This is a genomic window from Bacillus cereus group sp. MYBK216-1 (genome assembly GCF_051916495.1).
GTDB classification, from domain to species: domain Bacteria; phylum Bacillota; class Bacilli; order Bacillales; family Bacillaceae_G; genus Bacillus_A; species Bacillus_A thuringiensis_K.
This window is the reverse complement of sequence record NZ_JBQAGT010000006.1, coordinates 241,999-256,598: the sequence shown is the minus strand read 5'-3', so window position 1 is coordinate 256,598 and position 14,600 is coordinate 241,999. Positions and strand designations below refer to the sequence as shown.

Sequence of the window (14,600 nt, the reverse complement as noted above, 5' to 3'; positions counted from 1 at the left end):
GGTACTTATAATAAAATATGGTTTGATTAAGAGATTTAGTCTTGACGTACAGAATTTGCAAAATGTTGGTGTTCCGTCTTTATTTACATCAAATGTATTCCAATTTTAAATGAATTCAACATAATATTTTGTATCTATAATCCCAAAGGAAACTTTACATGGAAATGAAATTTTTCCTGCAGAAGCAGCCTGCATACAAGAAATTACCCAAGATTCCAATTCTAAAGGCAAGCGGTATACTTGAATATTACCATCACTGTTTTTTTATAGTTACAATCGGTGCATTTACTCTGGTTGTAGCAAAATCGTCCATTGTTATCATTCTTACTGCATTATTAGTGTGAAAACCAGTGTTTATAACTTCATAAATCTGTCCATCTTTCTCTTTAATAACCATAGGTATATTTAAATAGGGATAGTTTTTAATATCATTATGAATAATTGCTCCTACTGCATTCTTTCTTATTTGAACCTCTTGCATTCTTTTATGCTCCTTTATAATGATTTAAACATGTTTACGTAAATTTATTTTATTTTACAGCCCTTCCCGAACGAGAAAGCCCCTCGCCTTTAGGCATGGGATGAAAGTGAGGTTGGATAAGGAGTGCACTATAAACCGCAAGGTTTGTGGCACTCTAAGTATCCAAAATGTTGGTATCTTTTATCTTTTATTTTTTATCTTTCGTGTTGCAGTTTTATAATCTAACTGATACAATGCAAACATGATGAATGATTATAGAAGAACCAAAACAACTGTGTCATTAATTAACTATCATTTTGTGTTTTGCCCGCGATACAGAAGAAAGATTTTTCTTAACACAAAAGTAGAAGAACGTTTCAAGGAGTTGGTTCAAGAAATATGCGGAGAATTGGATATTTCTATTGTTGCAATGGAATGCGACAAAGACCACGTTCACTTGTTCTTAAATACACCACCAACACTTAGTCCTGCTGATACAATGGCAAAAATTAAAGGAGTGACATCAAAACGTTTGAGAGAAGAGTTTCCACATCTTCAACACTTGCCGAGCCTATGGACGCGTTCTTATTTTGTTTCTACTGCTGGAAGTGTATCAAGTGAGACAATAAAACATTATCTTGAAAATCAAAAAACGAGGGGGTGAAACTTGTGCCACAAACCATCACGGTTAAAGTTAAATTGCTTCCAACAAAAGAACAAATCATGCTATTGGAACAAAGTAGCCACGAGTATATAAAAGTCATTAATGCCCTTGTATCTGAAATGGTTGAAGCAAAGAAAAGCACGAAGAAAAGTACAAAGGATATTGAGGCCAATATCCCAAGTGCGGTGAAAAATCAAGCAATTAAAGATGCGAAAAGTGTGTTTTCTACAAAGGTGAAAAAGAGTAAATACAAAATCGTTCCGATTCTAAAAAGACCTGTTTGTGTATGGAATAACCAAAACTATTCATTTGACTTCACACACATTTCAATTCCGTTTATGGTAAACGGAAAGTCAACTCGTTTAAAGGTTCGCGCTTTATTAATCGACAAATATAATCGCAATTTCGAATTGTTGAAGCACAAGTTAGGTACACTTCGTATCACAAAGAAATCTGCTAAATGGATTGCTCAAATATCTGTCACGATTCCTACAAACGAAAAAATGGGAACAAAGATTTTAGGAGTAGACTTAGGTCTCAAAGTTCCTGCGGTAGCCATCTCAGATGATGATAAAGTTCGTTTCTTCGGGAACGGTAGGCAAAACAAATTTATGAAACGTAAGTTTCGCAGTGTTCGCAAGAAATTAGGAGAAGCTAAGAAACTGAATGCCCTTCGTCAACTTGATGATAAAGAACAAAGATGGATGCAAGACCAAGACCACAAAGTAAGTCGTGGAATCGTTGATTTTGCAACGGATAATAATATTTCTGTCATTCGATTAGAGCAACTAACGAACCTTAGACAGACGGCACGAACAAGCCGTAAAAACGAAAAAAATCTACACACTTGGTCATTCCATCGTTTAGCACAATTCATCGAGTACAAAGCGACATTAGTTGGCATAAAGGTCGAATATGTGAACCCTTCTTATACAAGTCAAACATGTCCGAAATGTTCTGAAAAGAACAAGGCGCAAGACAGAAAATACAAGTGTCAATGTGGGTTTGAGAAACATCGTGATATCGTTGGGGCGATGAATATTCGCTACGCAACTGTGATTGGCGGTAATAGTCAATCAGCCTAAGAACCTATATGGTCTGTCTTAGGAGGGGTGATGGCACACCCTCATCTTGAAGGCTGTTCAAAACAGAAATGGACTGCGAATGCTTAGTCATTCAAGAATCCCATCCGTTACACCGTAAGGTGTAGGACTTGCGGCTTTAGCCGTGGGAGTGTCAATGGGAAGATGTTCAACGTTGTATTAAAAACAACTGGAAAACTATGCCTCAATGGGCTAAATGGGCTTGCGAAGGTGCATGTGGTTGTTGTCTTGGATGTCTAGCTGGTTACGCAATTGGTTGCGCTGCTAGTCAAATATAAAAAGAAGGGTGTGATTCCTCAAATGGAAATGTCTAAAGGAATACTGTTTTATAGACTAACATTGATTATTGCTTGTTTCGCAGTAGTTGCCTTCACATATCCATCTGAATTCTCTAAATTCGCATTAATCGCAGGTATTGTTGGTATTTTTATTACACTAGATAAAATAATAGCAAAAGATAACAAAAAAAGAGTTTATCTCCTCGTATCATTACTCTTTATAATCGGATTTGCTATAACCTTCTACTACACATTCTTATAAAAATACTTCACAATAGGCGATACTTCAAAAAAAAGAATCCTGGTCTTTAGAGGATTCTTTTTTTTGCCCTCCTTCTCTTTGCCCCCTTAACAAACCGGATTAGCTAGCCAAAACAGGATATGCGAAGGCTAGGGGACAAAGCTGGGGCGTGGAAAGCCTTTTGACTATGTGTAATTATTTCACTGCCTCTTTTAATTCTTTTCCTGCTTTAAAAGCAGGTGCCTTTGAAGCCGCGATTTGCATTTCTTCACCTGTTTGTGGGTTACGTCCCGTACGTGCAGATCTTTCACGTACTTCAAATGTACCAAAGCCAAGAATCTGTACTTTATCTCCATTTGCTAACGCATTTGTGATTGTATCTAATAACGCTTGTGTTGCTGCAGCAGCATCTTTTTGTGTAAGTTCAGCTTTTTCTGCTACTACTTTTGTTAATTCTGTTTTATTCATTTTCTGCACCTCTTCATATGTAATTAGGTGACTATTATAACGTGTGATTACTTATGATGCAATTATACTGTACATAGAGCCATAGCAAGAGATAGAGGACAATGTCTGTGTAAAAGGCATAAGAAGGATATTAATTATCGCTTTAAACTCTGTTCATATTTCTTTACATCTTCCATGGTTTTAAATATTAATACATCAAAAATTCCTTTTTCACTCCCACATACGACAACAAAACCATCTGTTGCTTCCAAAACTCTACCGACGCCACCATCTGTAAGTGTAATACTGGTGATATGTTTTACGTTCAGTTTATCTTCTTTTTGAATGTAAGTAGTTATGGGGGTTCCTACAGGAAATGCGTCTGTGATTTCTTTTGTTGTATATGTGCCATCATCTATTGATTGAGTTTTAGGTGTAATAGAATCAGTTTGAGTGGCACATCCTGTTGAACATATTAAAAGAATGCCAGTAATCATACTTACACATGCTGTTTTTACCATTCAAAAAATCCTCCTATAACTGTTCGTATTGTCAACCCATTTAGGGTAACAAATTATATATACGAAGTTTGTTGGATTATGTGAGGCGTAAATCAACAAAGATACAGGAATTTTGCCAGAATGTGTTTCAAACAAAAGAAAAGACACCCAAAGGTGCCTTACTGCGACTGGAACCATCGTAATATGGTATTGGGTGCCAACCCGAGTATTATTTTGCCACATTAAGTAATTTTGGTTGTTGAGAAATATAATTAAAATCTATATATTGTTTACTTTTGCTTCGGTAGCTTTTTTGTAGTGGATTCTTCAATATGTTCAGATTTAATTTTAATTTCAGGGGTTATTGCTATCTTGCTACCCGGGTGCATCCTTTTTTATTTCTTGTCTGCGGACTAATTTTCCTTATTAATATAGTAAATACTCTTAAGGGAAAAGGGCGTAATTCAAATTAAAATAAAATTGTATCCATATAACCAAAAACGCTATTCTTTTTGTAGAGATATACAGAGAGGATGGCATTTTTTATAAATTTTTTTGTTTTAAGATGAACTTTAATGATTTGCTGAGGGATTATATAAATATTTTCCTCCTTCATTTTTAGAACAGCTTGCTAGAGGGGGATATTTTGTTTAAAGAAAGGGAGTTTTTGCGATGTTACCTGATTATATAAAGATAGCTCATGAGATATCTAAAAATGCCCATGCTGGACAAGTAGATAAAGCGGGTGTGGACTATATCAAACACCCTGAGGCAGTTGCTAGTTTTGTAAATACGGTCGAAGAGAAAGCTACTGCTTATTTGCATGACGTTCTGGAAGATACTGAGATAACTGCTGCTGATTTATTAAATGCTGGTATACCTTATAACGTAGTTGAGGCAGTGCAGGTACTGACAAAAGAGAAATACACGCCTTATTTTGAGTATCTGAGTAAAGTAAAAGAAAATTCTCTTGCCCGTACAGTTAAACTTGCAGACTTAAAACATAATTCTGATCACTCAAGACTTGCTAGGATAACAGATGAAGACCTAAAACGATTGGAGAAGTACCGTAAAGCGATTAAGTTTTTAAAGGGATAAAAAGCAGCAACTTCTTTAGTAACAATTTCCTAGAATACTAGTTGTACAAAGAGACTAGTTCTTGCGAATATTTAATGTCCCTCATATGGTATTTTTAACAAAATGTTAAAAATAGTACACAATATGTTAAAAAATATATGCAAAATGTTAAAAATAGGATAAAGTGTTTATGGGAGGTGGAGATAGTTGTTAAACAACCGGATAGTTGTTTGTCGTGCCGAAAAAGGTTGGACACAGCAAGATTTAGGAGAGAGAGTAGGTGCTAGTCGACAGACTATCGCTTCTATGGAAAGGAATAAATATAATCCCTCTTTAATTCTTGCATTTAAAATAGCCCAAGCTTTTGGAAAACCATTAGAGGAAGTTTTTGAATTTAAGGAGGAATAAACAAATGGAATTTATAAAGTATGCTGTAATTATTATTATAGTTTTATCATGCTTAAGTGAATTATATATGTTTAAATTTCAAAAAAGCCAAGAGGCAAGAGATGAGAGAGGTTTAGAAATTCAGTATAAAACTACTAATTTTTTATATAATACTCTTTATCTGGGAATAGTTATATTATTTCTCCTTAACATACTTCAATATATTACAGCAGAACAATTTGTGAATATCCTCTTATATTTCTTTATTTCTTTAGGGATAATAAAAGTTGCTTATTCATATTGGAGAAGGAGCTATTAAATATAAAAAGAAATACTAAAAATAAGGTTCATATTTTTAATATACTTGTTCCTGAATTAATAATAGAATATTTTCTGCGGAGGTATTAGTACTTAATATTAAGAGAAATTAGCCGCAGCTTACTAATATAATTATAGATACAACTATGTACTTACAGAATATATGCAGAGTCTTTATAAGCATGGAAAAATTGCAGTTTCAATTGAAACTGCAATTTTTAATTCATCCTTGCCATTATAGGGGAGGGGATTTGAAGTGTGCTAAGATAAAGTCATTTTAGTAAATTTGCTTCATTTTAAAATAAGTTTGAATGAAGGAGACAATTTGCTAAATACACTATGTTGTTCATTTCCTTCTTGATTCATACCTGCCTGATAGGATGAAAATCCTTTATACGTTTTTCTTTTCCATTGCCATAAGCCATTAGTTTGATCGAAATCACCATAGTAATGATTGTAATCAAGTTTGCTTCCTGTGTTTTTATTAAAATTATTGCTAATAAAAATACGGCTATTACTTGCATAGATTTGGTTATTGGTAATTACATTGTTCCGGGTATCGTAATTTAATTCGATTTGGCCACTCTCTTGATCTTTTGTATCATTTTTATAAATTACATTGTTCGTAATTGTGTTATTTTCAACATATCCTTGCTGACTGTCATATCCACCAATTGCAATACCACTCATGATATTATAGGATATTGTATTGTCTCTAACGGTAATTTGGCTTGCGCCTTTTCCTGCATGTTCGCTTGCCACCTCAATACCAAGGTCGTTTTCATAGCTTTGATTTTGCTCAATAATAATTTCCTTCCCGCCATCTACGTAAATACCATCAGCAGAATATTCATTATAACTCGTATTAGTGATGGATGAATTGTGATGGACAATATTGTTACGTACAATTCCATTCCGTGCTTGATCTAAAGAAGCTACTGGTGATACACCTTCATGCCCAATCAGAACAATTCCGATGTTGTTGTTATCATGTACTTTGTTATTAGTAACTTCAAAAGAATCTACATTCCCGTTCACAGCAATACCGTGTGCGTTTCCATCCTTTACATTCGCTTCAATGTGATGGATATAATTATTTCTAATAACAATGTAACTTCCTGTTCCAGTGATATAAATTCCAATAGGGGTTTCGCTAACTTTCGTTGACTTTAAGTTACGAAATTCTAATCCTTTTACTTGAATATAGTTTTTGTCTTCTATTGTAAATAACCCATCATCTTCTAACTTGACATTAGAACCATCAAGAATGACTTTTTCATCTTGGTAATTTTGAAAAGTAATGGGTGCGCCTGAGGCACCAGAATGAGCGACACGAACTTTTTGTTTATAAACTCCGCCTCTTATGTAGATTGTACTTCCTTCTTTCGCGACATTAGCAGCTTTTTGAATGGTAGCGAAAGGTTGATCTAATGTACCGGGATTGAGGTCATTTCCTGTTGGAGATACATAGTAATTTGTAACAGAAATTACATTGCTATTGGTTTGTGCAAAGGTAGAGGTAGGGAGTGTGAAAATTAACATACTGAAAGAAAGTATAAAGATAAAAAGCGATTTTTTTAATGAGGGAAATATTGTTTGATATTTCATCATGATCCTCCTTCTTTTTTAGCATTCCTTCTCAACTATATAGTTAAAACTGACGATTTATATCTTGTATCAATAAAAAAAACAGGAATGTATTGCGGGTTAAGGGACATCAACTCCTATGGTCTACGTCTTCTATCTGAAACTAAATTTTTAATAATTCATGGTTTTTCGTATAAAATCAAATCATATATACGTGTACTTAAAGAAATATGGAAATTAAAATCGGTAGACGAGGGAATGAGAGATACTGATACTAATTTTAAGGAAAGTTATTCAAAATATGTTTTCTATTCAATTAAAGCTTCCCTGTGTATCATGTTAACTGTTGTACTAATTTGATTGGTAAGATTAACAGATATTTATTTAAAGTGGGGGTGGTTCAATAAATCTGAAATTAACATTGTTTAATATGAGTGTTCGGAAAAATTTATCAAGTTTTAATATTCGGAAAATCATTTATATAAACAAGTATGTTATGGTAACCTTTAATAAAAGGGGGTAGCGTATATGAATGTTGAAATTATTTCTAAAGAAGAAATCACAAAATTATTAAACGACTGGTATCAAGCTATAATTTCACAAAGTGTATTACAGTCTAATAAAATAAAAGAAGAGATTGCAGATAAAATCAATAATATTAAGGAAGACCAAACAATATTAGTCTACTATGCTTTATTGAATGCACGGTATAATCTGCTAATTCGTGATATGGATAGTTCAAAAGATATTTTGGATAAAATTGAGCCATTACAAGAGCCTACAGAAACATTTTTAGAGTACTATCATCATTTATTTAAAGCAATTTATGCTACTAATACAGCAAACCATAGTGAAGCAAGAATGCAATTTGAAGAAGCTGAAAAGTATTTAGAGTACATGCATGATGAAATCGAAAAAGCTGAATTTAATTATTGGCTTGCAGTTCATTACTATCACATATTGAAACCAATCCTAGCAGTTCAATTTACTACGAAGGCAAATGAAGTATTTTCAATTAGTCCAGGGTATGAATTAAAAACTGCTGCTTGTTTGAATACTTTAGGGATGGCACACACTCGCTTAAGTGATTTCGAAAGTGCAGAAGAATATTTACTTTCAGCATTGGGTACTTTCCAAAAATCTCATGACGAAAGTCTTACTAAACGTGTAAAGCACAATTTAGGACTTTTATATGCAAGTCAAAACATGTCAGAGTTAGCAATTAAGCATTTAGAGGAATCACTAGAAAACAACGCTAAAACGATGTTTCTTTTAGCAAGAGAACATTTTAAGTTAGGTCATAATCATAATGCTAATGAATATATTGAGAATGGCTATAAGATTAGTGACTTATGTTATCGTCATCATTTTCAAATTTTAAAAGCATTACATAACTATGCACCACAAGAAGAATTAGAAAAGGTGGTCATGGAAGGTATTTCGTATTTTGAAAAAGAAGAATTATATGATTGGGTAAAAGAATATGCTTATCTTTTAGGTAATATATTCTATGGTTCAGAAAATCACGAAAAAGCCAGCAAGTATTTACACATCGCTTTAGATGCAGACAAAAAGAGTATAGAAAGAAGGGCGCTAAAATGAAAAAAGTAATCTTATTAATGATGATGTTATCCGCTGTTTTTACTTTTGGTCTTACTAATGTAAAAGACGTATCACAAAATGAAACTATTGAAGTGTTTATGGATCATGGAGAGCATATTTAATTGTCTAAAAAAAGAGGGAGCTGCGAGCACCCTCTTTTTTAATTATGAACATATTAATTTAGAAATAACATAAGTAGCAGTAGGAATGAAAAATATAAGGGATAATGTTCCATAGTACCAAATACAGTCTGATTTACATTCTTAAATACCAAACCATACATTCTTCTTTACACCAATGCTTTTAAGGGGGGAGTTGCGGCTAGAACGATGAACCGCTTCTATTTACATCACCTACTATTGCTAATTTTGTATGCATAGGGTCTAATCCCATTTTGATGCAACTTACTGAAGCGTAAAAACTTCATAGAACTACACATAAGATGATTTTATTCGTTAGGATTGAATAGTCATACACTGTGATTGCCCCCTTCATAAAAGAGCGTATGTTCTTTTATGAAGGGGGATTTTAAATATAATGTAAAAAGAATCTTTTAGATGGAAAAAATTTTTTCTTTTATATTATAATTACTAAATGTTGTTAATTATGATTTTGAAAGGAGTGAAAATAATGGTAATGTATCCAATCAGTATTTATTTTATGAAAATAAGGGAGAGAGGAACCCAAGGAAATAAGACAATCTACTTTGTAAGTATATAAAAGAGGAGGTTTTATAATGGAAGAAGAAAATAATACAAAAAAAATAATTAAAAATAGTTTGAGAGTATCAAGTGTAATTTTATCATTTATATGTATAAATATTTTTTTGACAATAATGAGAAATGAAATGCATAATAAAATTCCGTCAGATTACTTAAGTTTTGGGGTGAAAGGAGTATTATATGTTCTTATTACAATACCATTAATACTATTTTTTGTTTCATATATTATTACTAGTATTTCTAATGCTAGAATCAAAAGAGAAACATTTTTTAGGTTATCTGATTATATTATATTCACTGTATCATTGAGCATAATAATGAATTATTGGTTTATAAACACACCTGTTAGCATGTGGACAGGAAATGTTCTTTCAGATTTGTTCGATATAAGCATGTTTTTTTCATGTTTAATAATTTTATATTGTACTGGTGAAATTTTAGCGCGAATACAAAAATTTAAACAAGAGAAAAAAGAGAAGAAAGAAAAAATAGCCAATACCCTTCAAAAAGAAAACAAAATAGAAGCCTATTACAACTCAGAATATCCTATAAAAGATATAGAGCAGGACACTTTAAATAGAGCCTCTTTTGCAGAAAAAATAGCTAAATCATTAGTTAAAAGTGGAGAAGATAGCTTAACAATGGGTATTTTAGGGAATTGGGGAAGCGGTAAAAGTTCAGTGTATAATTTAATTAAAGAAAAAAGTGATAAGAATCAGGTAATATTTATAGAGTTTAAACCATGGTATTTTGGTGAAAATGATCATGATATTATTCGTCTTTACCTATTGGAATTTTTGGAAGGAATCAAAAAAACTCAAGGATATAACCCTGAAATTGGTAAAGCTATAAAAAAGTATGCTGATATCTTATCTTCTGTCAGTTTGCGAGGTTTTGGAACGATAATTTCATTTAAGGAACTAATAGATAGATTTAAACCGGGACAGAGTACGGATAGTTTATCGGATTTAAAAGAAGAAATTGAAACGTTGCTTAAAGATTATCCCAAAAGAATAGTTGTATATATTGATGATATTGATCGTCTTGAGGGATCTGAAATTAGAATGATTTTTAAGTTAGTACGTTTGGTAGCAGATTTTCCAAAGGTAACTTATATATTGGCTCTAGATGAAGAAGTTGTCCAAAAATCTTTGTCATCAGTTTATCAATTTGAAGAGAAAGGAAATTTAGAGGATGCAAAAAAATATATAGAGAAATTTATACAGATACCTATTTATTTACCGAAGCCAGATGTTATAGACTTATATGGCTTATGTAAAAAACAATTAAATAAAATTATTGAGGAAAATAACATTTTAGATAAGAGCTATAATGAAATAATAAATGATCTAATAGAGTTAAAATTGTCATTAAGGGACGTATCTAGATACTTTAATTTGGTGAAGTTTTATTTACCATTTTTAAAAGAGGAAGTGAATGTTAGGGATTTACTATATTTAATCTTAATTCAAGTTAGTTCACCGGAACTGTATCAATATATTTATACTAATAAATTATTGTTCTTAAATGATTCGAAGTTTGAGTTAGACGATGAATTTAAAGAGATACCTAGATTAAATGAATATAAAGTGATACTATGCACGATCTTTCCTTATGCATCACGTCTATTTGGTAATGCATCTGAAGGTGAAAAAGTAAATGAAAAAGAATGGGAGAAAGAAAAGAGAGTTTGTTCAGACAAGTATTTTAATCATTATTTTATGTATAGTAGTCCTAGAAATGCTATTACTCAAAATGAATTAAGTAGTTTTATCAGTTTGATTAAAGAAAAAGATTTAAATGAAATACAAACAATATATTTAAATTTACTTAAGGAATATAATGCTAAAGAAGTAAATGAGAAGTTGGAACATAGATTGTCGGAGGCGGATGAGTATTTAGAAAAAATATTTACCCTTCTTTTGAAATCATATCAAGAAATACATAATATGGGCGAAAATAGAAACGCCAAAGAAAGTATAGTTTATTTAGCTCAGATAATAGCGGGAAAATTAGATTTAGAGGATCATAATTTTTCTGTAGAGTATTGGAAGAATTCCAATATCTTATTCATTTTAAAGGTTTATAAATATTTACAAAATAATTATAATGAATCTAATCTAAGTAATTTGAAATTAGCTGTTAAAAATGCGTATGAAAAAAATTCTGAAGTAAGTTATTTTAAAGAGTTTGATGAATTTGATGCTAAAGAAATTTTTTCTCATTGGAATAAGTTTAGTAATCAAGAAGATATAAAAGAGAAAGTAAAAAAGTGGATTGGTACAAATGAAGAGTTTGATGAATTTTTAAATTATTATTTTAGCGATATACGCAGTGAAAAAATAGTGGATGATAAGGAGCTATTAATTCGTTTATTTGTTTCATCCACTAAATATTTGAGTGATGAAAAATTAAAAGAGTACTTTAATCAGTATAATTCACTTAAGACAAAAGTAGAATGGAAACAATATGTTGAAAAAAATAGAACTGAAAATATTGGATTGTTTATACTAGGGAAAAATAATCTATTTGAATTTATTTATAAAGTACTTAAACAGGCATTGAATTTAAATATAAAGGAGAATTCCCCTATTGTTTTTTTAAACTACGTATCTATTGGGGTGAAGTTGATAGAGAAATATGGTGATAATGAACAGAAGAGGAAAATAGAGAATTTATTAAACAGCATAAAAAAATATAACAAAGCCAAAGAAGAACAATCAAATTTTCAATATGAAGGATAGAAATTGAGAAATATTTAAAAGGAGTTATTCTTAATTTATTGATCATAAGTTGTATTTAAGGATATTTTCATTTTTTAATGAAAAGAACTCTAAGTTGATTTTTTAAATATCTAGTGGATAGTATTAAAATAAAGTATTTAATTCATTAACTATTGAATTAGGTTGAAAACATTAAATTCTAAATTAACTTAAAAGAGTTTATTAATAAAGAAAAGAATAATTAACGAAAAAATTATTTGATTCGCGAGTTAAAATTAATTAATTTTTAAGGCGTCCAATAAAGAATAAGAAATAAAGAAAATGTGAAGTGGATATATTAATACCCTATATAAAAAGAATGCAGATTTTAAATTTGCATTCTTTTTATATAGGGTATTATTTTTGTTAAATAATTACATATTTTTTTGATTGAAGCTTTGTATATGATTTAACTGTAAAGTGAAATCCTTAATCATATTATATAAGTCCTCTTTTGTTTCATTTTCTTTAACAGGTATATTAAAATAGAAAAAAAGGATAAACTTTAGTTCGTCTTTTTTCCAATTGTTCACTTTCGATTTGTTCAGTACATGAAATAAATCTTCTGTAGACAAGGTTTCTATATCTTTAAGATTAGGATATTGTTCAAAGAATTTTTCTAAAAGTGCCTTCTCTTTATGGGTTTTATTTTCTTTCTTTAAAATTAAAGTTATATAATTAATGTCCAATTTAGTGTGCGGATTAGTTTTGTCAATTTTATTTTTTTTATTATTTAACAATACGTCTAACTCGTCTAGAGTATTTATAGAACTTTTTTCTAGAATATTAATTAATTTTTTTAAATCTTCAATCGATTGTAATGGAACATTAATATTATCGAAAAAGACAGCCGTAAAGTTGAGCTCTTTGATAAGTGACTTTAAACTCATTAAATCACCCCCTCATTAACAAAAAATTTTTATTCTTTGATTTGCTTTTTCGATATTAAATTCTATATTTAACTTGTTTAAAATTGAAATAATCAAATTACCATAACATGTGTCTGGAGCATATTCTCCTTTCTCAGGTAAATCAATGGAGAATGCAGAAACCCCATTTCCAGCAGATTTTGCAGTGTCTTTGTGATGATAAATTACCTCTTCAAAAAGACAATCAGTTAGATTAGAAACTCTATTAATCATTCTGCGGTATTGATTTGTATCTACTTGAGTTTTCTTAAGTGTTTCAAATACCCCTAAAAGTTTTGCATCTTTTCCTTTAATAAAATCTAAAAATGGGGCATTAAATGTTTGTAATTCGGTTGAGTATTGTTGTTTAAATCCATTAAGTAAAGTATTTTGTATTAAACTGTTAAAATGAAAAATGCCATTAGAGCTCATTTCATCCATTATAGTTGGAATTAAGTAGTAATCTGAAATCATAAGAGCGTTTTGAGTAATTAGATTATTTGCAGGAGGACAATCAAAAAGTATAAAGTCATACTCGTTCATTATATTTGTATCACTAAAGAATCGAGAGAATAAAGTAAGTTGTTGTAATCTAGTCTTGTCTCCGAAGTGATAGGAAGCGATTTCAATTTCAAGGTCATCTAACCCTTTATAATAATTACTTGAGGTATCGTCAAACATAGTGGCACAAATAACATCAATGTTATCTAAATTATATTTTTTACCCTTGTAGAAATTTTTAATAATTAAATCTCCAAGATTTAAAATAGGTTTATCTCCTGTAATTGTTTGTTCTAAGTATTTCTTAATTACAAAGTTAATAGTTCGTTCAATAGGTAAATTTTTCAAGTTGTTAATTTCCCCAGTTCTACGTGTAAGAGCTTTTAGACATATGGTACTCAGTGAGCATTGAGGGTCAAGATCAATTAATAGAACTTTTTTATTGGCTAAATGTTTCAAACCTACTCCAATATTAAAAGTGCTAGTTGTTTTCCCAACTCCGCCTTTATAGTTTATAATAGAAATTATTTTAGCGTTTTTATCCATTTTTAAAAATCTCCTTCCTTATTTTTCTAGCTTAATTATATGAAAATATATGGATAAAGTATAGGTTTTGATTAGAAAATTGCTATATGAATTATTTTTTATACGATAATTGATTTGTACCAATAAATTGTTAAATATTCTAATGATCAATTTTGAATAAATTTTAGCTTAAAAGCTAAACAGTATAGTTTGTTTTAAAGTTCCACCTCCCTTGTTTTTCTAATATTCATTCGATAATTCGAGTATATAACTTTTATGGATATTTACCGAAAAAAAACCTTCAACTGACAATATTACATAGATTTTAATTACATAGATTTTTAGTCATTGGATATTTATTTTTATGTTTAATAATACCCAGTTTAGAATAAACACTTTTTATCTATTTAGTTGAATGTTTTAGGGTATTAATGATATCTGTCTTTAGAGAGAATAGATATGAAATAAAATTGTGATTTCTGGGAGTATTATTTATAGAAATAGAATATACTCGCAAG

General features: G+C 30.6%; 14 protein-coding genes and 2 pseudogenes. 9 read left to right on the top strand and 7 right to left on the bottom strand.

Annotated features, from left to right (window positions below):
* Window positions 1-105: 105 nt before the first annotated feature.
* A pseudogene (locus ACTFRH_RS22110) lies at window positions 106-481 on the bottom strand (hypothetical protein).
* A gap of 241 nt (window positions 482-722) precedes the next feature.
* On the opposite strand from ACTFRH_RS22110, the gene tnpA reads away from it, so the two are divergent.
* The 3 genes from tnpA to ACTFRH_RS22095 all read left to right on the top strand — a co-directional run bounded on the left by tnpA (window position 723) and on the right by ACTFRH_RS22095 (window position 2,767).
* Entirely contained in the window at window positions 723-1,124 is a 402-nt protein-coding gene (tnpA, locus tag ACTFRH_RS22105) for an IS200/IS605 family transposase (RefSeq protein WP_033703441.1), read from the top strand.
* Window positions 1,125-1,129: 5 nt separating this feature from the next.
* Window positions 1,130-2,209 (top strand): RNA-guided endonuclease InsQ/TnpB family protein, encoded by a 1,080-nt coding sequence (locus tag ACTFRH_RS22100; RefSeq protein WP_001136642.1) that lies wholly within the window; start codon window positions 1,130-1,132, stop codon window positions 2,207-2,209.
* A gap of 324 nt (window positions 2,210-2,533) precedes the next feature.
* Entirely contained in the window at window positions 2,534-2,767 is a 234-nt protein-coding gene (locus ACTFRH_RS22095) for a hypothetical protein (RefSeq protein ID WP_255296057.1), read from the top strand.
* A 174-nt stretch (window positions 2,768-2,941) separates the two neighbouring features.
* On the opposite strand, the gene ACTFRH_RS22090 is transcribed toward ACTFRH_RS22095, so the two are convergent.
* Window positions 2,942-3,214 (bottom strand): HU family DNA-binding protein, encoded by a 273-nt coding sequence (locus ACTFRH_RS22090; protein ID WP_001043940.1) that lies wholly within the window; start codon window positions 3,212-3,214, stop codon window positions 2,942-2,944.
* Window positions 3,215-3,348: 134 nt separating this feature from the next.
* Complete coding sequence (locus ACTFRH_RS22085; RefSeq protein ID WP_000241082.1) at window positions 3,349-3,714, bottom strand: hypothetical protein; 366 nt, start codon at window positions 3,712-3,714, stop codon at window positions 3,349-3,351.
* A gap of 651 nt (window positions 3,715-4,365) precedes the next feature.
* On the opposite strand from ACTFRH_RS22085, the gene ACTFRH_RS22080 reads away from it, so the two are divergent.
* From ACTFRH_RS22080 to ACTFRH_RS22070, 3 genes are all read left to right on the top strand, one after another.
* A complete protein-coding gene (locus ACTFRH_RS22080) occupies window positions 4,366-4,791 on the top strand; it encodes an HD domain-containing protein (RefSeq protein ID WP_000936397.1) in 426 nt (141 codons plus the stop codon).
* 186 nt (window positions 4,792-4,977) lie between these two features.
* The gene (locus ACTFRH_RS22075) at window positions 4,978-5,178 is read left to right on the top strand and encodes a helix-turn-helix transcriptional regulator (RefSeq protein ID WP_000933886.1); all 201 of its coding nucleotides are present in this window, start codon (window positions 4,978-4,980) and stop codon (window positions 5,176-5,178) included.
* A gap of 4 nt (window positions 5,179-5,182) precedes the next feature.
* Window positions 5,183-5,476 (top strand): hypothetical protein, encoded by a 294-nt coding sequence (locus ACTFRH_RS22070; RefSeq protein WP_000394384.1) that lies wholly within the window; start codon window positions 5,183-5,185, stop codon window positions 5,474-5,476.
* Between the two features lie 290 nt (window positions 5,477-5,766).
* On the opposite strand, the gene ACTFRH_RS22065 is transcribed toward ACTFRH_RS22070, so the two are convergent.
* The gene (locus tag ACTFRH_RS22065) at window positions 5,767-7,083 is read right to left on the bottom strand and encodes a right-handed parallel beta-helix repeat-containing protein (RefSeq protein ID WP_000877186.1); all 1,317 of its coding nucleotides are present in this window, start codon (window positions 7,081-7,083) and stop codon (window positions 5,767-5,769) included.
* Window positions 7,084-7,590: 507 nt separating this feature from the next.
* Here ACTFRH_RS22065 and ACTFRH_RS22060 point away from each other — a divergent pair.
* Together ACTFRH_RS22060 and ACTFRH_RS22055 are read left to right on the top strand one after the other, a co-directional pair.
* Window positions 7,591-8,664: a Rap family tetratricopeptide repeat protein gene (locus ACTFRH_RS22060; protein ID WP_001100157.1), complete on the top strand. Its 1,074-nt coding sequence runs from the start codon at window positions 7,591-7,593 to the stop codon at window positions 8,662-8,664.
* A complete protein-coding gene (locus ACTFRH_RS22055) occupies window positions 8,661-8,786 on the top strand; it encodes a hypothetical protein (RefSeq protein ID WP_000755811.1) in 126 nt (41 codons plus the stop codon). Before ACTFRH_RS22060 ends, ACTFRH_RS22055 begins: the two co-directional genes overlap by 4 nt.
* Window positions 8,787-8,959: 173 nt before the next feature.
* On the opposite strand, the pseudogene ACTFRH_RS22050 reads toward ACTFRH_RS22055, so the two are convergent.
* A pseudogene (locus ACTFRH_RS22050) lies at window positions 8,960-9,141 on the bottom strand (DNA repair protein); the annotation flags it as partial.
* A 259-nt stretch (window positions 9,142-9,400) separates the two neighbouring features.
* Here ACTFRH_RS22050 and ACTFRH_RS22045 point away from each other — a divergent pair.
* A complete protein-coding gene (locus ACTFRH_RS22045; RefSeq protein ID WP_000390763.1) occupies window positions 9,401-12,130 on the top strand; it encodes a KAP family P-loop NTPase fold protein in 2,730 nt (909 codons plus the stop codon).
* A 392-nt stretch (window positions 12,131-12,522) separates the two neighbouring features.
* On the opposite strand, the gene ACTFRH_RS22040 is transcribed toward ACTFRH_RS22045, so the two are convergent.
* Window positions 12,523-13,038: a hypothetical protein gene (locus ACTFRH_RS22040; RefSeq protein ID WP_000054106.1), complete on the bottom strand. Its 516-nt coding sequence runs from the start codon at window positions 13,036-13,038 to the stop codon at window positions 12,523-12,525.
* Between the two features lie 15 nt (window positions 13,039-13,053).
* Entirely contained in the window at window positions 13,054-14,103 is a 1,050-nt protein-coding gene (locus ACTFRH_RS22035) for a ParA family protein (RefSeq protein WP_440048808.1), read from the bottom strand.
* Window positions 14,104-14,600: the final 497 nt, after the last annotated feature.